The 21241-nt window shown below is 36.5% G+C and carries 20 protein-coding genes and 1 tRNA gene; 20 read left to right on the top strand and 1 reads right to left on the bottom strand.

The features are described 5' to 3' along the window. Positions 1-271: 271 nt before the first annotated feature. A tRNA-His gene (locus tag CSC79_RS16360) sits at positions 272-347 on the bottom strand. Positions 348-627: 280 nt separating this feature from the next. Between CSC79_RS16360 and CSC79_RS16355 the strand changes: the two genes are divergently transcribed. The 20 genes from CSC79_RS16355 (at position 628) to rfaH (ending at position 20608) form a co-directional block, all read left to right on the top strand. Then, positions 628-1446 carry a mechanosensitive ion channel domain-containing protein gene (locus tag CSC79_RS16355; RefSeq protein ID WP_099296820.1) on the top strand — a complete coding sequence of 273 codons (819 nt, stop codon included), beginning with the start codon at positions 628-630 and terminating at the stop codon, positions 1444-1446. Positions 1447-1533: 87 nt separating this feature from the next. Further along, the gene (locus tag CSC79_RS16350) at positions 1534-2304 is read left to right on the top strand and encodes a DUF481 domain-containing protein (RefSeq protein ID WP_099296819.1); all 771 of its coding nucleotides are present in this window, start codon (positions 1534-1536) and stop codon (positions 2302-2304) included. Between the two features lie 126 nt (positions 2305-2430). Then, positions 2431-5100 (top strand): SLBB domain-containing protein, encoded by a 2670-nt coding sequence (locus CSC79_RS16345; protein ID WP_099296818.1) that lies wholly within the window; start codon positions 2431-2433, stop codon positions 5098-5100. A gap of 86 nt (positions 5101-5186) precedes the next feature. Further along, on the top strand, positions 5187-6146 hold the full coding sequence (locus CSC79_RS16340) for a Wzz/FepE/Etk N-terminal domain-containing protein (protein WP_099296817.1): 960 nt from the start codon (positions 5187-5189) through the stop codon (positions 6144-6146). Between the two features lie 97 nt (positions 6147-6243). Then, the gene (locus CSC79_RS16335; RefSeq protein WP_099296816.1) at positions 6244-7212 is read left to right on the top strand and encodes a sugar transferase; all 969 of its coding nucleotides are present in this window, start codon (positions 6244-6246) and stop codon (positions 7210-7212) included. Positions 7213-7235: 23 nt separating this feature from the next. Beyond that, on the top strand, positions 7236-8324 hold the full coding sequence (gene rfbB / locus CSC79_RS16330) for a dTDP-glucose 4,6-dehydratase (protein WP_099296815.1): 1089 nt from the start codon (positions 7236-7238) through the stop codon (positions 8322-8324). After that, positions 8324-9199, top strand: coding sequence for a glucose-1-phosphate thymidylyltransferase RfbA (rfbA, locus tag CSC79_RS16325; protein WP_099296814.1), 876 nt, complete (start codon positions 8324-8326; stop codon positions 9197-9199). Before rfbB ends, rfbA begins: the two co-directional genes overlap by 1 nt. A gap of 2 nt (positions 9200-9201) precedes the next feature. Beyond that, on the top strand, positions 9202-9606 hold the full coding sequence (locus CSC79_RS16320) for an FdtA/QdtA family cupin domain-containing protein (RefSeq protein ID WP_099296813.1): 405 nt from the start codon (positions 9202-9204) through the stop codon (positions 9604-9606). Continuing rightward, the gene (locus tag CSC79_RS16315) at positions 9599-10441 is read left to right on the top strand and encodes a 3-hydroxyacyl-CoA dehydrogenase NAD-binding domain-containing protein (RefSeq protein ID WP_099296812.1); all 843 of its coding nucleotides are present in this window, start codon (positions 9599-9601) and stop codon (positions 10439-10441) included. The genes CSC79_RS16320 and CSC79_RS16315 overlap by 8 nt, the downstream gene beginning before the upstream one ends. Positions 10442-10453: 12 nt before the next feature. Continuing rightward, positions 10454-11206 carry an acyltransferase gene (locus CSC79_RS16310; protein WP_099296811.1) on the top strand — a complete coding sequence of 251 codons (753 nt, stop codon included), beginning with the start codon at positions 10454-10456 and terminating at the stop codon, positions 11204-11206. Positions 11207-11243: 37 nt separating this feature from the next. Further along, on the top strand, positions 11244-12365 hold the full coding sequence (locus CSC79_RS16305; RefSeq protein ID WP_099296810.1) for a DegT/DnrJ/EryC1/StrS family aminotransferase: 1122 nt from the start codon (positions 11244-11246) through the stop codon (positions 12363-12365). Further along, positions 12352-13620: an O-antigen translocase gene (locus CSC79_RS16300; RefSeq protein WP_099296809.1), complete on the top strand. Its 1269-nt coding sequence runs from the start codon at positions 12352-12354 to the stop codon at positions 13618-13620. Before CSC79_RS16305 ends, CSC79_RS16300 begins: the two co-directional genes overlap by 14 nt. A gap of 52 nt (positions 13621-13672) precedes the next feature. After that, positions 13673-14590 carry a glycosyltransferase gene (locus tag CSC79_RS16295; RefSeq protein WP_099296808.1) on the top strand — a complete coding sequence of 306 codons (918 nt, stop codon included), beginning with the start codon at positions 13673-13675 and terminating at the stop codon, positions 14588-14590. A 24-nt stretch (positions 14591-14614) separates the two neighbouring features. Beyond that, the gene (locus tag CSC79_RS16290; protein WP_099296807.1) at positions 14615-15910 is read left to right on the top strand and encodes a hypothetical protein; all 1296 of its coding nucleotides are present in this window, start codon (positions 14615-14617) and stop codon (positions 15908-15910) included. After that, the gene (locus tag CSC79_RS16285; protein WP_099296806.1) at positions 15910-16995 is read left to right on the top strand and encodes a glycosyltransferase; all 1086 of its coding nucleotides are present in this window, start codon (positions 15910-15912) and stop codon (positions 16993-16995) included. Before CSC79_RS16290 ends, CSC79_RS16285 begins: the two co-directional genes overlap by 1 nt. A gap of 1 nt (position 16996) precedes the next feature. Continuing rightward, positions 16997-17908: an NAD-dependent epimerase/dehydratase family protein gene (locus CSC79_RS16280; protein WP_099296805.1), complete on the top strand. Its 912-nt coding sequence runs from the start codon at positions 16997-16999 to the stop codon at positions 17906-17908. Positions 17909-17948: 40 nt separating this feature from the next. Then, on the top strand, positions 17949-18686 hold the full coding sequence (locus CSC79_RS16275; RefSeq protein WP_099296804.1) for a glycosyltransferase family 2 protein: 738 nt from the start codon (positions 17949-17951) through the stop codon (positions 18684-18686). Positions 18687-18764: 78 nt separating this feature from the next. Further along, positions 18765-19214, top strand: a complete 450-nt coding sequence (locus CSC79_RS16270; protein WP_099296803.1) for an adenylyltransferase/cytidyltransferase family protein — start codon at positions 18765-18767, stop codon at positions 19212-19214. Beyond that, a complete protein-coding gene (locus tag CSC79_RS16265; RefSeq protein ID WP_099296802.1) occupies positions 19211-19810 on the top strand; it encodes an SDR family oxidoreductase in 600 nt (199 codons plus the stop codon). The genes CSC79_RS16270 and CSC79_RS16265 overlap by 4 nt, the downstream gene beginning before the upstream one ends. A 309-nt stretch (positions 19811-20119) precedes the next feature. Next, complete coding sequence (rfaH, locus tag CSC79_RS16260) at positions 20120-20608, top strand: transcription/translation regulatory transformer protein RfaH (protein WP_099296801.1); 489 nt, start codon at positions 20120-20122, stop codon at positions 20606-20608. Positions 20609-21241: the final 633 nt, after the last annotated feature.

Raw genomic sequence — 21241 nt, 5'->3', positions numbered from 1 at the left:
TAGGAGCTAGAAGCTAGGAGCTAGAAGCTAGGAGCTAGGAGCTAGGAGCTAGGAAGTGACTAGAGGCTAGGTATAGTCGAAGCTCTGTGCACTCTGTGGTAAAAATTGTTTAAATGGTTAACTCACCGCAGAGGTAAAGATTAAATGGTTAAAAGTCTGCTCATCATAACCGGCAGCACGCAGCAAATAACCCAAAGCCATGTTTGGATTTTCTATACAGAATTAAAATGGGATGTTAAACAAAGGAACGATATTAATAAGATGGGAAAGATGGGGCGATTGACGGGGCTTGAACCCGCGACAACCGGAATCACAATCCGGGGCTCTACCAACTGAGCTACAACCGCCACAACACACCTTGTTTGGTGTGGCGCGGATAATACATAAAATTATAAATCTTGTGAAGGGGTAAGCGTAAAAAAATTGAAAAAAAATAGAATATCAATCATTTTGCATAAAAATCATTCTTTTCATACTGTGTTCATGTTGTAAGACTACACTTTCGCGCTCAGAAAATTCGTATTTCACTACGTACTTTTATACTAGCCAATAAATTAATATAAAAAAACGATTCAAATCAGATATAATTTAACCAGCAAACTGCTTAACCTCACATCAGGAGTGAAAATGGATACAATATTAAACTGGATAAACGAAAACTCAGGGTTGATCCTGCATTACGGCATACAAGCTGTTATCGCACTCGTGATCTTTCTATTAGGTGGACGCGTTGCAAAATTTTGTGCAGGCTTAACTGAAAAAGCATTCGATAAGAAAAAAGTTGATAAAGCGGTAGGCTCGTTTGTATCAAGCATTGTCTACGCGATTGTATTTATGGCGACTATCTTGATGGCGCTATCGCAAATTGGTATCGAGACAACATCATTTATCGCTATTTTAGGTGCTGCAGGCTTAGCCGTTGGTTTAGCACTTCAAGGGTCTTTATCAAACTTTGCATCAGGTGTGCTTATTATCCTACTTCGCCCATTCAAATCAGGTGACTACGTAGAAGCTGGCGGAAAAGCAGGTACAGTCAAAAAAATCGAAATATTCTCTACGGAATTTCGTACGCCAGATAATAAAGTAATCATCATGCCTAACTCGTCGATTATGTCAGGCCCAATTGTTAACTTTTCACGTGAAAAAACACGTCGTATCGATTTAGTAATCGGTGTTGGCTATGATGCAGACCTACGTGAGGCTAAAGCGGTGCTTAAATCTGTGTTAGACAAAGAGTCGCGTATTTTAAAAGATCCGGCTTACACAGTGGCAGTCAGTGAACTTGCAGACTCAAGCGTAAACTTCGTAGTTCGCCCTTGGGTTAATTCAGCTGATTATTGGCCAACGTATTTTGATTTAATGGAAAACATTAAAATTGAGCTCGATGATGCCAACATTAGCATTCCATTTCCGCAAATGGATGTGCATTTCCACAAAGAAGATTAATACATAAAGCACGCAGGCTAAATTGCAGCCCATCGCGATTTTAGCAGCGTGCTCTTATTTAACGTTAAGTAGCAAGGTTATTTTTTAATGAAATTAAAGCTTTTATCAATTTTAGTTGTAGCATCAGCTGCAACTAACGTTTTCGCTGAAGAAACTAAAACATGGGACATTACCAGTGAGCTAGGTGCCATCGTCACTAGTGGTAATACAGAAACAACTACCCTAAAAGGTGGGATCAAAGCATTACACAACTTAGAAAACTGGAATAATGAATACAAGGTTGATGGTCTTTATAAAGAAGACGAAGTTGAAAATGAAGCCGGTGCTAAAGAAACGCAGCGCACTAATGAAAAGTACTCGCTTTCAGCGCAAGGTAATTACAAATTAAACGAAGATCACTCACATTTATATATTTACGGTTCGTATGTTTCTGATTACTTTGGTGCTTATAGAAACGAAGCCGTAATTTCTGCAGGTTACGGTCAACGTTTTATTGACCGTTCAGACATGTGGTTAAATGCTGAGATTGGTCCTGGTTACAAGCATTTTGAGTTTCCTGAAGGTAGTGTGGATGAAAACGGAATTCCAAATGCGGGCGACACAGACAGTGAAGTTATCGCATTAGGTAAATTGGATTATAATTGGCAAATATCTGATAACGCAAAATTTACTCAATTAGTATCTGTAGAGTACGGTGACACAAACACCAAAACACGTTCTGAAACGGCATTGCTAGCTAAAATTAATGGCTCGCTACAAATGAAAGTTGCTTATAACATCACCAACAACTCAGTTGTTGCAGATGACAAAGAAAGCACTGATACAGAGACGTCATTGACTTTAGTTTACAGTTTTTAACATTTTATTTAGTTAAAATGACATTAAACTGCAATAAAGGGGCCTTGGTCCCTTTTTTATTTGTACTGAAATAATGTAGAATAGCCAATCTTTTTGGCCGTAGAACTAGGGACACACCTATTTGTGATGTTATTTAATCGAATTTTAATAACTTTTATACTCTTTTTTTCTGCATTTACGTGGGCATTCACGCCGAGTGCAGCGCAAATAGAACAGTTTAAAAAGTTACCCAAAGCTCAGCAAGAAGCCCTAGCAAAGCAGTATGGAGTAGACCTTTCAAGTATTACAGGTAAGGGTAACTCACAAAATACAGCTCAGGAGCAGCCAACAATACAACCTCGACTTCAAGTTGAAGAAGAGCTGCTAACTGACGATGAGCGCTTTAAGCCTAAAGAAAACGAACTTAAGCCGTTCGGTTATGAACTGTTTGCTGGTGAACCCACTACTTTTATGCCAAGTGAAAACGCAGCTGTTCCTGATACGTATTTAATCGGGCGTGGCGATCAGTTGAATATCAACTTTTATGGCAAAGAAAGTGAAAGTCATGAAGTTGTAGTCGATCGAGAAGGCCGTATTAGCATTCCAAATTTAAGTCCTGTGCAAGTTGCGGGATTAACCTTTTCTGAAGTAAAAGAATTAATCAAAGCTAAAGTTGAACAAGAAGTTATTGGTATAAAAGCGTTTGTATCAATAGGACAGTTGCGTAGTATTCGTATTCTTGTTTTAGGCGAAGCATATAAACCAGGCAGCTATAGTGTTTCATCACTTACAACAGTATCACATGCTTTATTTATTAGTGGCGGTGTTTCAGATATCGCCTCTCTGCGTAATATTCAAGTGAAGCGAGCGGGTAGAGTAGTCGCTAACTTTGACCTTTATGATCTATTGATTAAAGGCGACAGCCGTAGCGACATAATATTGAAGCCAGGTGATGTGGTATTTATTCCTTCTGTGGGTCCTCAAGTAGCGGTCGATGGATTAGTAAAGCGCCCTGCTATTTTTGAATTAAAAGAAAACGAAAACGCTCGCGATTTATTAAATATGGCAGGGGGTCTTAAGCCTGAGGCATATGCTAAAAAAGCAGTTATAGAGCGGTTTAATAACCATAACAGAAAAGAAATACTTTCAGTTGATTTCACAGCTAAAAGTGTACGTTATACGCCAAAAGATGGTGATCGCATTCGCTTTAATCCGATCAGCTCGCAGTATGATAATTCAATTAGCGTAGTGGGTGCTGTAGCACGGCCCGGTCATTATCAATGGCATGAAGGTAAGCGTATTTCAGATGTATTTACGTCGGTTAGAGGTGATATGCTCCCTCAAGCGGATTTAGGCTATGGATTATTAATTAGAGAAGTTAACGTTGCTGGCGATATTGATGTCTATCAATTTGATATAGCACAAGCAATTGTAAAAGCACCTAAGCATGATTTACAGCTTCATGAAAATGACAAAGTACTTGTGTTTAGCCGCTATGAAGAAAAAGCAGTTGAGGAGCTTGCATTATCAAATCTAGCGTTAACTGAGGCACAGCAAGAACTTCAAATAAAAGCTAAGCAGTGGCATGAATATCAGCAACAAGAGTTTGAGCGATATATAGGTGTTCTGGATGAAGATCCGTTTGAAGAAGATAATAAACAGAAAAACCTCACACTTGCACAAATTGCAAAACAGCGCTCTGGAATAGAAGACAAAGAATTCGAACCTGAAGATTATGCTTTGTTCAGCAGACATAATTTATTGAAGCCAATAAAGGCAAAATTAAAGCAGCAAGCATCAGTGGCTAATGCTATGAAGTTAGTCGAAATTAATGGCCATGTGACGTATCCAGGTGTTTACCCTTTAACAGTAAACTCAGGTGTAAATGAGTTAATAATGGCTGCAGGTGGCTTGTTGGAGTCAGCATATACGGAGCAAGCTGAAATTACTCGCATAGTTGCTAATGATTCTTCAAAAGTTGAGCACATTAAATTTAATTTGGAAAAAGCAATATTACAAGAAGGTGGTCATAACCACATACTTAAAAGTAAAGATAGTCTGAATGTATTCTCAATTCCGAATTGGCAAGAAAATGTAAAAGTAGAGCTTAAAGGCGAAGTTAAATTTCCAGGTATTTACACGATACGTCGTGGTGAAACACTTACAAACCTTCTAGCCAGAGCTGGCGGTTTTTCTGAGTTCGCAGAAGAAAATGCAGCAATATTCACTAGAGAATCAATTCGTCTGCAAGAACAAAAGCAGTTAGCTAAATTGTCAGAAGATTTACGACGAGATATAGCACAAAAAAGTTTTGAAAACTCAGTCGGTGGCACATCACTTTCTTATGACGAAATGAATAAATTACTTACTGATTTAGCGGATGTAGAAGCCGTAGGTCGATTAGTTATAGATTTACCGTTAATTGTTGCCGATAAGCAATCATTAGTTTTGCAAAATGGTGATGCCTTGTATGTTCCTAGTAAGCGTGACTCCATTAGTGTGATTGGTGAAGTAAACTATTCAACGTCACACCTTTATAAACCGGGTATAACTTATAAAGATTACATAACGTTAAGTGGTGGTTTAAAGGAACGAGCGGATGATGAAAGAATATATATAATTAAAGCGAATGGTTCTGTTGTTATTCCTGATACTGGCACGTGGTTTGCTGTTAATGATGCTCAAGTATTAGAGGCTGGCGACACAATCGTAGTTCCACTTAATTCTGATTATATGGATAACCTAACACTGTGGAGCACTGCAACCCAAATAGTATATCAATTGGGTATTGCTGTCGCTGCTATAGGCAGTCTGTAGCAAGTAATAACTAACAAGCAACAAAGTTAGTGTTTATATTTATCGGTATATATTATGAAACACACCATAGATAGAGATTTGAAGTAATGCTAAAGACAGAAACTATTAATAAAGAAGATAGTACGCAAGTGCAGCAGATCACTGATGATGTGATTGATCCTAATGAATTAATACAAGCTCTTTTACAGAAAAAAATATTGATAGTAGCTGTTACCTTGCTTTTTACTTTTTTTGCTGCTTTATATGCAATTAATAGCCCCAATATTTATAAGTCAGAGGCTTTATTAGCTCCAGCAGATTCAGATAAATCTGCTGGCGGCCTAGGTGCTTTAGCTGGACAGTTAGGTGGTTTGGCTAGTATGGCAGGAATTAGTATTGGGGATGATGGTGATGAAAGTGTGAAAATGGCTATCGAAGTATTAAAGTCTAGAGAGTTTATAAGTGAGTTCATCCAGAAGCATAATATATTACCTGAATTAATGGCTGTTGATTCATGGAATATGATTGATAACACTTTAACGTATAATGAAGATGATTACTTAGCCTTGGAAGATAAGTGGATAAGAGATGTGGATCTTCCATTTAAAGCAAAACCATCAATGCAAGAAGCTTATAAGCAGTTTAATAAGATCATGTCTGTAGCTTTGGCCAAGGATACAGGAATGGTCACTGTTTCTATTGAGCATGTATCTCCTTACATAGCGCAAAAGTGGGTTAGATTGTTAGTTGAAGATATTAATGCTGAAATGAAAAGTAGAGATGTGCTTGAAGCCAAACGTAGTACTGAATTTTTAAATAAGCAAATATCTGAGACTACTGTTGCAGGGATCAGGGTTATTCTATTTAAACTGATCGAAGAGCAAGCTAAAACTATTTTATTTGCAGAGGTTAGGGATGAGTACATATTTAAGACGATAGACAAAGCCATTGTTCCTGAGGAAAAATTTAAGCCTAAGAGGGTACTTATTTGTATATTAGGCTCTGTTTTAGGACTTGCGTTGAGTGTAATGTTTGTACTAATGCAATACTTTTCTAGAAATAAATAACTTAGTGTATCGTCATTATATAATGACGAGTAAGAGTTAGTTGAATAGACTTTTATGCTAATCGCTATGTCACATATTAAATACAGAAAGAAATCAAATGTTCGAGAATGAATTAAATCATACAGATATACGTGTACTTAACAGGTTTAAATCTAGCAGTGAAGCTTTAAAGCAAAACACGATATATTTATATTGTCCAGAAAGTGTAGAGCCTTTGATCAATAAACTAGCTACTAACTATGACTTTGATATTAAAGTTAATGACTACAGCTTAAAAGATTTAAGTAAACAAGTAATATGTCACTATCAAGTTGCAGAATTAAGTTTAGATCAAAGACACTACCTTGTGGTTGCTACTGAATTAGGTGCTTGGGTAGAACCTCTCGTTAGTTATTTAGATGCCCGTTTTGGCTATACAGAAGTCGCGTTACTTCATAGTAGTTATTTCTTGCATCAAAAGGCCTTTTCTATTTTATCTCATAAGCGAACACAGTTTGCTAAAAGAGTTGTGGATATAGTTGCTGCATTTTTACTGTCTCTAATTGCACTTCCAGTTGGCTTGATTACGGCGTTACTTATTAAGTTAGAATCACCAGGGACTGTTTTTTATAAGCAAAAACGAACAGGGCAATATAACGAAGAGTTTTATGTGATCAAGTTTAGATCAATGAGTAAAAATGCTGAAAGTACAGGTGCTCAATGGGCATCAAAGAACGATAGTAGGGTTACACGAGTTGGTCAATTTATAAGGCGAACACGTATTGATGAGTTACCTCAAATTATAAATATTTTAAAAGGTGAAATGTCAATTGTGGGACCTCGCCCAGAGAGAGAGATTTTTATCGATAGTCTTGAAAAGGAAATCCCTTATTACCGTTTTAGACACGCTGTGAAGCCAGGTATTACAGGGTTAGCTCAAATAAGTTACCCTTATGGTGCATCTACAGAAGATGCTATTTGGAAGCATAAATATGACATTCATTACATTAAGCACCATAGTACGTGGTTAGACATTAAAATATTAGTGAAAACTGTGAAAGTCGTGTTATTTGGTATGGGTCGATAAGATTTAATTTAGAGAGATATATTTTGAAAATTCTTGTTACAGGCGGTGCAGGCTTTATTGGCTCAGCAGTCATTAGATATATAATTGAAAATACGAACGATACAGTTATTAATTTAGATAAATTAACATACGCCGGAAACTTAGAATCTTTATTTAGTGTTCAGGATAACGAACGCTACTTCTTTGAAAAGGTGGATATTTGTAATAGTTCAGAGTTAGTTAGAGTCTTTGCGCAGTACAAGCCAGACGCTGTTATGCATCTTGCAGCAGAAAGTCATGTTGATCGTTCAATAACAGGATCAGCAGAATTTATACAGACTAATATTATTGGCACATATAACTTACTAGAAGCAGCTAGAGCTTACTGGAGCCAATTATCTGCTCCTGCAAAAGCTGCTTTTCGATTTCACCACATTTCAACTGATGAAGTTTACGGTGATTTACCTCACCCAGATGAGCAAGATGGCGTACTACCATTGTTTACAGAGGAAACATCTTACTCACCAAGTAGCCCTTATTCTGCAAGTAAAGCATCAAGTGATCATCTTGTGCGTAGTTGGCTTCGAACTTATGGTTTACCAACTATAGTTACTAATTGTTCAAATAACTATGGACCATATCATTTCCCTGAAAAACTAATTCCACTTGTTATCCTCAATGCCTTAGAAGGAAAAGATCTCCCTATTTATGGAAAAGGAGATCAAATACGTGATTGGTTATATGTTGATGATCATGCGCGGGCCCTTTATAAAGTGGCCACTGAGGGAAAGATCGGTGAAACCTATAATATAGGCGGGCACAATGAGAAGAAAAATATAGAAGTTGTCCAGACTATATGTAGGATATTAGATGAGTTGGTTCCTAAAGAGACTAAGTATGAAGAGCAAATTACATACGTTGCAGATCGCCCCGGCCATGATAGACGCTATGCAATAGACTCAACCAAAATGAGTAATGAACTCAATTGGACACCGGTTGAAACTTTTGAATCAGGCCTGCGTAAAACTGTGGACTGGTACTTGGCTAATACCACCTGGTGTGAAAATGTACAGAATGGCTCATATCAAAGAGAGCGTTTAGGCACGCTAAATGAAATAAAGGAAGATAAATAATGAAAGGTATTGTACTAGCAGGTGGATCAGGGACTAGACTTTACCCGATTACAAAAGGTGTCTCAAAGCAATTACTACCTGTTTATGATAAGCCAATGATTTATTATCCAATTTCAGTACTGATGTTAGCTGGAATTCGTGAAATACTAATAATAACAACAAAAGACGATATGGCAGGCTTTCAGCGCCTGCTAGGTGACGGTAGTGAGTTTGGTGTTAATCTATCCTATATAATCCAGCCGAGCCCTGATGGGTTAGCCCAGGCATTTATACTTGGTGAAGAGTTTATAGGTGACGATGACGTGTGCTTAGTCCTAGGTGATAATATTTTTTATGGCCAAGGTTTTACACCAAAGTTAAAACACGCAGTTGAAAATGCAAAAAATAAAAATGGCGCAACAGTATTTGGTTATCAGGTAAAAGATCCTGAACGCTTTGGTGTTGTTGAATTTGATGAGAATAACAAGGCTATATCAATAGAAGAAAAGCCTACAAAGCCTAAATCACATTTTGCGGTAACAGGCCTTTATTTTTACGATAACCAAGTTGTCGAAATGGCAAAAAATGTGAAGCCTTCTAGCCGTGGTGAGTTAGAAATAACGTGCCTAAATGAGATGTATCTTAAAAACAAAAAGCTTAATGTTGAAATGTTGGGACGTGGCTTTGCTTGGCTTGATACAGGGACGCACGAAAGCTTATTAGAAGCAGCAAGCTTTGTTGAAACAATTGAAAAACGTCAAGGCTATAAAGTTGCTTGCCTAGAAGAGATTGCATTTAATAATGGCTGGCTTACCAAGTCACAAATCATGGATTTGGCAAAACCCTTGCTAAAAAATAATTATGGGCAGTATTTATTAGAAATAATTAAGGAATAAGTATGAGCTTAATTAAACTAATTAATTTACCGCCCTTAGGTGATGAGCGAGGATCGCTTGTTTCTCTTGAAAGTAATAAATCAATACCATTTGATGTTAAACGAGTGTATTACATTTTTGGGACTAAACCTGGTGTTTCTCGAGGGTTTCATGCCCATAAAAAGTTAAAGCAAGTAGCAGTATGCGTGACAGGTAAATGCCGTATGACACTAGATAACGGCACGCAAAGAGAAGATGAGTGGTTAGACTCAGCTACTAAAGGTATTTTGATTGAAGATATGATCTGGCGGGAAATGCATGACTTTAGTGAAGATTGTGTATTACTTGTATTGGCAAGTGAGCATTACGATGAATCTGATTACATTAGAAGTTATGATGAATTTTTAAAAGGCGTGAGTTATGTTTAGTAAAATTTTGGTTATAGGCGCGGGAACTATGGGAGCTGGGGTTGCTAGTCAATTCGCTCTTAAAGGCTTTAGCGTAACCGTTCTAGTAAGAAATGAAGACAAAGCTATACGCCTAAGATCTGATCTTGAAAAATTAATTAAACGCTCTTTAAAGAGAATGCAATCAGAAGAAACGCAGAGTGATATTTTAGCTAAAATTAATATTGTCAAAGAATTAGAAAATGACGTCGGTTATGATTTTGTTTTTGAGGCTATTAGTGAAAACATAAGTCAAAAAAAGCAAATTATTCATGATTACACTGATTTCATAACAGAGAATACAATCTGGGCAACAAACACATCAAGCTTATCTGTAACAGACATGGCCGCAGGCTATAAATACCCTGAAAACTTCATTGGTATTCACTTTTTTAATCCTGTTGCGAGCATGGAATTAGTTGAAATAATACCATCAATGCTGACTTCACCATCTGTGGTTGAAAAATGTTGGGAGTTTTGTACTTTATTACAAAAAAAACCTGTGCGTGTAGAAGATAGTCCAGGTTTTATTGTAAATAGATTGCTTATTCCAATGATAAATGAAGCGGTTGAAATATTAAGTAGTCAAGTTGCAAGCGCTGAAGAGATTGATTCAGCAATGAAGCTAGGAGCTCATCATCCTCTAGGGCCTTTAGCGTTGGCTGATCTCATTGGTAATGATGTTTGTTTATCAATTATGGAAGCCTTATATACTGCAACTTCAGACTCAAAATATCGACCTTCATACTTATTACGTAAAATGGTTAGTGCAAAAAAATTAGGTAGAAAAACGGGTATTGGTTTTTACTCATATTAAAAGGAACTCCAGATGGCAAATTTGATTCATTCAACAGCTATTATTAGTGAAACCGCTTCAATTGGGGAAAATGTCACAATTGGAGCGTATACGATTGTTCACGAAAATGTATCTATAGGCGATAACACTGTTATCGAGTCATTTTGTGAGTTAGGAGTGGAGAATGCATTTTCAGACGGTTTACCACTTATTATTGGAAAAAACAGCCATATTCGTAGTCATAGTGTTTTTTATGCGGCTTCCACCTTTGGCGATAATTTAGTAACAGGCCATCGGGTAACGGTGAGAGAGAAAACAACTGCTGGTGTTGGATTTCAGCTTGGTACGCTAGGTGATATTCAGGGTCATTGCACGATAGGTGACTACGTAAAATGCCATAGCAATGTTCATATTGGTAATAAGTCAAAAATTGGTAATTATGTATGGATTTTTCCGTATGTTGTTCTTACAAATGACCCGCACCCGCCAAGCGAGGTTTTACTAGGCTGTGAAATCAATGATTTTGCTGTGATTGCGACTATGTCAGTTATTTTACCTGGTGTAAAAGTTGAATCTGATACATTGATAGGTGCAGGTAGCATTGTAGGAAAAACTGTAAATTCAGGGTGGGTCGTAGCGGGTAACCCAGCAAAGCCGATATGTGAAATTACCAAGATCAAACTTAAGGATGGCTCTAACCGAAACGCTTATCCTTGGCGAAGCCATTTTACACGCGGGTATCCCCAAGCCGAAGTGGAAAAGTGGATTGCTGAATTTAATATTTGAGTGCAGTTAGTTGTTGAACAAGTAAATAGAGTTGATAATGATCCCTTTTCTAAATCTAAAAAAAATTAACAATCAATATAAAGCTGACTTAAATGCGGCTTGTAGCAGAGTTATAGAATCTGGTTGGTATGTTCAAGGCAGTGAGGTAGCAGCATTCGAAAACGAGTTTGCTCAATATTGTGGTACAAAACATTGTATTGGTGTTGCCAACGGCCTAGATGCACTTACATTGACATTAAGAGCGTGGAAAGAGCTAGGTAAGCTAGAAGACGGTGACGAAGTTATAGTGCCAGCAAATACTTACATAGCAAGCATCTTAGCTATAACTGAAAATAAATTAAAACCTGTATTAGTAGAACCGCAAGAGCATAGTTATAATTTATGCCCTTTAAATACAGAAGCCGCTATTACCGCTAAAACGAAAGTAATACTAGCCGTTCATCTATACGGGCAACTGGCAAATATGCCGGCGATTATGGACATAGCACAACGTAAACAGCTACTTGTACTTGAAGACTCAGCTCAAGCCCATGGCGCTAGCTTGAATGGTAAAAAAGCGGGAAGTTGGGGTGACGCCAGTGGTTTCAGCTTTTATCCAGGCAAGAACCTTGGAGCGCTGGGTGATGCTGGCGCTGTGACAACGAATGATAAAGAATTAGCTGACACCATTCGTGTACTAGGTAACTATGGCAGTAAAGAAAAGTATGAGAATATTTATCAAGGCGTTAATAGCCGTTTAGATGAAATACAAGCAGCTATGCTAAGGGTTAAACTACGATACTTAGACAATGAGATAGCACATAGACGCGCAGTTGCAGCAAAGTATATGAATGCATTGAGAGGCTCTCAGTTTATACTGCCATTTACAGATGATATAGATGCAGTGACTGAAGAAACGCATGTGTGGCACTTATTTGTTATAAGGACTTTGGATAGAAGTGCTTTCCAAACCTTCATGAATAACCAAGGTATACAAACTTTAATTCATTATCCTAAACCACCACACAAGCAAGGTGCATATGCTGATTGGGCTGATCTCTCATTCCCTGTTACTGAATTAATTCATAAAGAAGTAATAAGTCTACCTATTTCTCCTGTTATGGAAAATGAAGATGTAGATCAAGTAATCAAAGCTGTATCTTTATATGACGTTACTTAAAACATCTGTTTTGAGTTTTATCGCTACTGCAGTAAAGATGTTAGCTGCTTTAGTGATAAATAAGGTTGTAGCTGTTTTAGTTGGCCCTTCGGGGCTGGCGCTTATGGGTCAACTTCAAAATTTTATTCAGATTGCGATGACAGCAGCTCAAGGTGGTATAAACCAGGGCGTTGTGAAGCATACTGCAGAATATTCCGTTGCAAATAAAACAACTGAATGCTTATTTAGTACAGCAACAATTACTAGCTTTTTCACTGCTACTGGCGCTGGAATAGCAATATGTATTTTCTCTGGGCAATTAGCGGATTATTTTCTAAAAAACCGCGATTTTACTTATATATTTATACTCTTTGGTTTTAGTATTGTTTTTTTTGTTTTAAATCAACTTCTTTTATCAATAATAAATGGTTTAAAACAGATAAAAACATTTATCAGTATAAATATTGCACAAAGTGTTTTTAGTCTAATCTTTACCTTAGTAATGATTTACTTGTTAGGATTGGAAGGCGTATTTATAGCTATGGTGACTAATCAATCAATTATATTATTGGTTCTTATTTGGTCAATTCGTCACCATGCCTTGCTGAAGCTTTCAGCATTTAGAAAGGGCTTTGACAAAGTTGAAGCTAAAAAATTATTTAAATTTTCAGCGATGACTTTGACGAGTGCTGCAGTGGCGCCAATCTCACACCTAATTGTTCGCGACTACTTAGGGAACAATTTAAGTTGGCAAGATGCAGGCTATTGGCAAGCTATTTGGTATATTTCGAGTATGTATTTAATGGTGGTTACCACAACGCTTGGGATTTACTACCTACCTAAGCTGGCTGAATTAACATGCAAGAAAGAAATAAAAAAAGAATTAATCAATGGATATAAAATAATACTTCCAATTGTAGTCGTAATGGCTCTGCTGATATATGTTCTCAGAGATTTTATTATACAGGTGCTCTTCTCGAAAGAATTTGCACCTATGTCTGAGCTTTTTAAATGGCAACTTATAGGTGATGTAATTAAACTGGCTTCCTGGCTCCTTAGTTATGTCATGCTGGCCAAGGCTATGACAAAGCTATTTATAGCAACGGAAATAGTATTTTCGGTTGGTTTTGTATTTTTAACGCAATATTTTGTTGGTCTGTATGGGCTAAATGGTGTCACTTACGCTTACGCTTTAAATTATTCTGTATATTTTATGGTTGTCGCTTTTATTGCGCTAAATTACCTGCGTAATAAAAAACTCAATTCTAATGTTTAAATCAACCTTTTAAATTACCTTTATTGCAATTCAATCTTATGAGTAACCTTATATGTCAGAAGTAATCACAATAGCAGTTGTTGCTTATAATTCTTCCAGCACAATTATCGAAACACTTGATAGTGTGTTAACGCAAACTTATGAAGCCAAGAATATAGAATTATTAATAAGTGATGATGGCTCAAGTGATACCACTACAACTATTGCGAGTGATTGGCTGAAGTTGAATCAGCATCATTTTCATAGAGTTGAACTATATCAAAATAAAGTAAATAAAGGGGTTTCGGCTAATTGCAACATAGTGTGGCAGAATGCCACAGGTCGATGGATTAAAACGATCGCAGCTGATGATATTTTAGTTGATACTTGCATTAGCGCTAACCTTAATTACATAAAAGAACATCCTGAATCGCAAGTTGTATTCTCTGACGCTATCTTATTTTCTGATGGTTTGAAAAATCAAGTCAAGGCCAAAAACGATCGTGAGCTTCTTGCTATGCCACCTGCTGAACAGTTTAGAATGATATTACAGGGTTGCAATATTTTGGCGCCAACAGCATTTATTCGTAAGGAAACATTGAAGAGTGTTGGTTACGCCGATGAGAGGTACACCATGCTCGAAGATTACCCGCTGTGGTTTAAACTTTTAAAGCAGGGTATACGCTTAGACTATTTTGAAAAAGACACCGTCTACTATCGAGTTGGAGACTCTTTAAGCCAACATAATGAATTTATAGGGAACGCCAAATACTTGAACTCACTTTATTGCTTTCAAAAAGAGTGTATTTGGCCTGAACTTAGCCATAAATATGCGTTTAAAATTTGGGATGATTATATTATTTTTAAAGAAAAAACAACATGGCTAAAGCATTTTGGAAATAAAAGAAGTGGCGCATATTTAGCCTACCATTATATGGTTTGTCTTTTTAGGCCGTATAGACTTTATAAAATGATTAGAAAGTTTTTATAAATAAATGTTTGAGGTTATTTTTTCGTGATAGAAAATCTATTAATTTTTATATTGTTGATTTTTGCAACTTGTGTGGCACATTATCAGCTCAAGATTTTCTCTTTTAGACCATCCGTTCTCGGGTCTTACCTTTTTTTAACTTTATTCATCCAGATCATACCAGGGACTATTTTAGTTTCATTTTTTGCTTTTCCTCTTGTTCTTAATATTCAAAGTGGCATGTCACAAGAGTTGTTGGAATTAACATTCCGGTATACGGCGACTTCAATTGCATGTTTATTACTCATGTTGTCTTTTTGTTCTAAGTATATTGACCTAGATATAAACCTAAAGTCGGTCCCAGTTTCAAAAGGTATGGCAATTGGCTTATTAATTATTTCAATTGTAGTTGTATTTATAAAGGTTGCCTCTATTGGTCAACTACCAATCGTATTGGCACTTAAAGGGGATGCGATAGGTGCTGCCATGCTTAAGGCAAAAATACTCAAACAAGAAACGGGGTTTGGGGGGCTTTTTATAGGGTATATCTTTATGTATTTTCCATACGTTTCTTTAATATACTCCTATATTTGTAAACAGATACTTCCCCTGACGTCCAAGATATTTTATATCAATTTTTGGTTAATGACTTTTTACTGTTTGTATGACTTACAAAAGTCTAAATTGGTAATGGTGTTTTTTATGCTTTTTGTCTTGTATTTAAAAAAGGCAAGAAATATAAACTATTTTTATGTCTTAATAACGCCACTTATTGGGCTTGTATTTTTAGCAGGTGGTTTTATGATTTTACATGAAACACCCATAGGGGAAGTTTTAAATGCCGTAGCAGGAAGGCTTTTCATTGGGCAAGCCGAGGGGGCATACATGATGTACGATGTATTAACGCCTGATTTTGAACGTATAACTTATGGAATGCCATTAGCAGGTACGTTTGGATTTGCCGCAACAGACCCCGCAGCTGAAATAATTACAATATTTTTTCCAACAGCAGGAAGTGCGTGGGTAAATTCAAATACTTATATGCAGTCACATGCTTGGACTATTTTTGGTGATATTTCCCTAATAATCGCGCCTTTAATAGTTACGATGAACATCGTAGGTTTGTACATTCTAAAAGGTGTTTTTAGCAAGTACCTGCATGGGTATGCACATGCTGTTTATATTGTTACTCTACTTACATTACCATTGAATAATGACTTCTCATTTTTCTTGTACTTCAAGTCTTGGTTATGTTTTATCATTTTGTCAGTATTTTTAATCGTCGTTAAGATGCCTGGCTATTTTATTTTTACGAAAAAGGCTAAGAAAAAGGAAGCATAATGAAAGTTTTACATGTTGTCGGGAATGAAATTGAACCATCAAATGGTATTGGTAGGTTAATCCCTGAAATGATCAGAATGCACAGCCTGTACAGTGAATCAATAAAGCCATCATTATTGATCTTTAATAATTCTTTCGACTCACAGGAAATTGAGGTCTTTAATTTTTGCGCTATTAAAGAGCTATCAGTCTTTTTAGCAAATTTTGATTTAGTCGTTTTTCATGGCATCTATTACCTTAAATATTATTCTTTATATAAGCTCCTAAAAAAACAAAACATTAAATATCTGGTAAAACCTCACTCTAGTTTGATGAAAGCGGCCCAGGAAAAATCAAAGTTAAAGAAAATGATTGCCAATAGCCTGTTTTATAAAAAATTTATAGCCTCGGCAGCTGGAGTGATATTTACGAATGAAGATGAAAAGAAAAACTCTTTGTTATGGAATAAAATAGACTACATTGAACCTAATGCTTTGGATTTTGATTATAAAAATCCGACAGAAAAAGCAGCCAGTCAAGAAGCACCAATTCGATTTATTTACCTTTCAAGAATTGACTTTAATCATAAAGGCACAGACATATTACTTGATGCTTTAACACTGATAAAATCTAGAGGACTAATTAAGCGCATTCATCTAGATATGTATGGCATCGGAAGCGAGAAGGAAGAGTCAATTGTTAAATCTTGCCTTGCAGAATTAAACTCTCCTCACATAACATTTAAAGGTGGTGTATTTGGCGAACAAAAAATTAACGCGTTTAAAGAGTCCGATGTGTTTGTTTTAACATCTAGGTATGAAGGTTTTCCAATGGCGATACTTGAAGCGTTGTATTTTGGTATTGCATGCTTAGTTACACCAGGAGCAAATATGTCAGAAATATTAAATAAAAACGACATAGGCTGGTTAGCAGATAGTACACCGGAATCTATAGCCGATTATCTTATAGAAGTTAGCGGTTATACTCGTGCTGATTTAGCAAATAAATCACTTAATGCTCATACTTATGTGGTTGACCACCATAGCTGGAAGCAAGTAACCAAAATTACTGAAAAACTATACAGTTCAGTTATTGAGGTGAAATAGTATGAAAAAAGTGATTTTGGTGGGAGGGGCTAGTTTTATCGGCTTGAATTTAATTGAAAAGCTGTTATCTAATTCATGCAAAGTTTTTGTTTATGGTCGTACTGAACCAAATATATCTTCATCAAATTTGATCTTTATTAAGGGCGAATTACATGAAATAGCAGAGAAACTAGCTTTTTTATCACCTGAAAAAATACATGATGCGATCTATTTAGTTAATACGGTGCCTGTCAATGGTAGCATCGATAACTATGAGCAAGAAATTTCAAAAAATAAAACGGCCCTTACATCATTGTTTTCAATAGCTGATCGAGTTGTATTTCTTTCATCTGGAGGGCGGGTTTATAAAGATAGTAAAAGCCCCCACAAAGAGAACGATAAGCTTGCTCCTATTTGCGCTTATGGTAAAAGTAAAGTGGAGTTAGAGAAGTATACTCAATCAGAAAGTACTCGTTTAGGAAAGCAGTTTTTGGTTGTAAGACCTGCTAACCCATATGGAAAATACCAAAACATTAAAGGTTCGCAAGGTTTGATCGCAGTGCTTTTAGGCAGAATTAAAAATTCTCAAAGTATTGAGGTTTGGGGGACTGGGAATGAAGTCAGGGATTACATTTACATAGATGATTTTATAAACTTGTTTATAAAATTACTTGAGGCTAAAAACTTACCTTTCACTACCTATAACATTGGTTCTGGAGTAGGGCTATCAACTTTGGATATTATTAAGGTAATCGACAGTGAATTAAAAGGGCATACTAATTATAAAATTAGCTATATAAAGCCCCAAAGCCCATTGATTGAATCAAATATTTTAGATGTTTCGCGCTTAAATAGTGCCGTGACTGTTAACAAGCAAACTAGCCTACGTGACGGGGTTCGCTATTTGATAAGTGAACTCGGGATCAGGGCATAAATAACCACGGTACCATTCAATAAATTTTTAGGTTAATGATATGTCGTTAATATCTATAATAATGCCAGCTTATAACGCACAATACACAATTGCGCAAAGTATAGAATCAATCTTAAAACAAACTCACACAGAGTGGGAGTTATTGGTTACAGATGATAATTCAACAGATACAACAAAAGAAATTGTCTTAAGTTATGCCACAAAAGATAAAAGAATAAAGTACTACTTAAATGATGGCGTAGCAGGTGCTTGGTCAGCAAGGAATAATAGTTTGAAATACCTTTCTGGCGAGTATGTTGCGTTTTTGGATAGTGATGACACTTGGGAGTCATCAAAACTAGCTTTGCAATTGGAAGCAATGCTTAAAAGTGGTGTGTATGCATCGCATACGGCTTACAATAGGATAACTAGTAATGGAGAGGTTTTAGGCTTTAAAAAAGCTAAAAAATTGGTTACCTATAAAAACATGCTGAAAAAAAATGAAGTTGGTAATCTGACAGGAATGTACAACGTAAGTAAGTTAGGTGTAATCATGCAGGAGCCTATCGGTCACGAAGACTATAATATGTGGCTTACGATTTTGGAAAAAACGGATTCTATAGGTGTAACAACGCCATTAGCTAACTACAGGGTTCATAGTGGTAGCTTGTCAGCAAATAAATTGAAAGCAGCGGTTTGGCACTTTAAAATACTAAAAAAACAAGAATGTATATCATCAATTAGTATTTTATATTACTTTTTACATTACATAATTAGCGCAGTTAAATCGCGAGTGTAAACGCTTAAGTTAACCCCTCTATTTTAAAGCAGTGCTAAAAATACAGTACAGTGTAAATTTACTATAGGTCTTAATTTTATGAAAAACAAAGTTGTATATGTTTCAGGTACTTTTGACCTGTTTCACAGTAATCATTTAAAAATGATCAACTATGGTCGTGGTTTAGGTGACACCCTCATTGTGGGTGTAAGTACAGATGAACTAGTGTGCTCTTATAAAAAACCACCTGCGGTGCCTTTTGAGGAACGAATAGCGATTGTAGAAGGATTAAGAGACCCTGACGTAGTGATCCCACAGCGTACTTTGGATCATAATGAAACTGTTGAAAACTTAAATATCGATATTTTTGTTATTGGTGACGATTGGAAAGGAAAGTACGACTATCTCAAGGAGCAAGGAGTACAGGTTTTTTACTTTCCATACGGTGCGGGTGTCAGCTCTACTAACTTAAAAAAGAAAATCTACGATCAATACAAAAAACTGATTGAACCAAGTGATGTTCATCCAATACCGGAACCTAAAAAATGAATGTGCTAGTAACAGGTGGTCAAGGCGATCTTGCTAAATATATTACTGCCGCATTAATAGAGCAGGGCCACAATGTAGATGCACCATCAAGACATGAACTTGATGTTTCTTCTGTCGACTCTGTTACTAACTTCTTTGAAAATGAGCATTACGATGCTGTAGTGAATGCAGCGGGCACTCTTTACTCAAGCTTTGTTGCTGACTCTAACCCATTGCTTTGGATCAAAGACATTGAAGTTAACTTAATTGGCAGTTACTTAATATGCAGAGCCGCAGTTAAAGCGAATAAATCAGTTAAGTTAATTAATGTTGCATCAACTGCTGCGTTTAATAGTTACAAAGATTGGACATCTTACTGCGCTGCAAAGGCGGGAGTGGTGACATTATCAAAAGGGCTTTACAAAGACGACTACCACGTAGTGGTTTTGTGCCCAGGTGCAATACAAACCAAATTGCGAGATGGTTTGACAATCGATAACCCAAATATAATGACAATAGCTGAAGGTGCTGCTCCGATATTAGATGCCGTGATTAATGAGCAAAATGGTAAGCTCGTGTTTTATAGAAAAAATGAACATCGAGAAGAAGAATTATAAAATACTTCGCTGCGTTACTACTTAAGCTAAGTGACGCAGTAAAATCTATCTTCTATAACAATCAATCGCTATTCATCAGCTCTCCCATATTTAATATAGTATTTATTAAGCCCGAATTCGCTGGCTAAGAATTCAATGTAAATTTAGCCCCCCCTAATTAAGACCCATTGATTTAATAAAACCTCATTAAACATGAATATATTTAATGGGGTTTTTATAGACAGCCCATAGTGCAGTGCGTATAATCCCCATGCTTATATTTCAGGTAGAAATAGTAAAAGCAAAGAAGTCAGTATTTTAGGGATTGATATGGATAGTTGGTACTTATTATTTTGTAAGCCGCGCCAAGAAGAGCGTGCAAAAATAAATTTACAAAACCAAGGGATTGAAGCGTTTTTTCCTCTATTAAAAACTGAAAAGCTTATTAAAGGTCGTCGCACCTTTAAAGAATCTGCATTGTTTCCAAATTACCTATTCGTTCATTTAAATTCACAAAACTGTAACTTTGCTGCGGTAAAAAATACCCGTGGCGTAAGTGGTTTTGTGTCGTATGGTGCGTCCTATCAAATAGTGCCTGAGTACCTGATTTCTGAATTACAAAATATTAAACCCAATTTAAATATAAAGGACCTGCCAAGTGCGGGTGATTTAGTGTACCTAAATAACGGGTCATTCAAAGATGTACAAGCCATATTTAAAGAGCCAGACGGCGACATGCGCAGCATATTATTAGTAAATCTACTTAACCAAAAAGTAGAAGTAACAGTAGATAATAACGACATAAGAAAAGTAGGGTAAAGGTACTAAGTTAAAGGCGCTAGGAAGAGAAAGGTTCTAGGTGCAAGGGAAGTTACTAGGAGCTAGGGGGGATTTTATATGCTTTCTCTTCTATGTATAGCGAAGCGCCTCGGAGCCCTCGGTGGTAAAAAAGGTTTTGTAGTAGCGATTTTATATCGCGTTTTTAAACGAAAAAGTAAAAGGTTCACCACAGAGAACACAGAGCTCACAGAGGAAATAACAGTATTCATTTTATATGTCTTCTCTGTGTAGCGAAGCGCCTCAGTGCCCTCGGTGGTAAAAAATGTTTTGTAGCAGCGATTTTATATCGCGTTTTTAAACGAAAAAGTAAAAGGTTCACCACAGAGAACACAGAGCTCACAGAGGAAATAACAGTGATTCATTTTATATGTCTTCTCTGTGTAGCGAAGCGCCTCAGTGCCCTCGGTGGTAAAAAATGTTTTGTAGCAGCGATTTTATATCGCGTTTTTAAACGAAAAAGTAAAAGGTTCACCACAGAGAACACAGAGCTCACAGAGGAAATAACAGTATTCATTTTATATGTCTTCTCTGTGTAGCGAAGCGCCTCAGTGCCCTCGGTGGTAAAAAATGTTTTGTGGCAGCGGGTTTATCCCGCGTTTTTAAACGAAAAAG

This window comes from Pseudoalteromonas sp. 3D05, from assembly GCF_002723455.1.
Taxonomy (GTDB): Bacteria; Pseudomonadota; Gammaproteobacteria; order Enterobacterales; family Alteromonadaceae; genus Pseudoalteromonas.
Note: the sequence above shows the minus strand (reverse complement) of the source record. Positions and strands in the feature narration are given on the sequence as shown.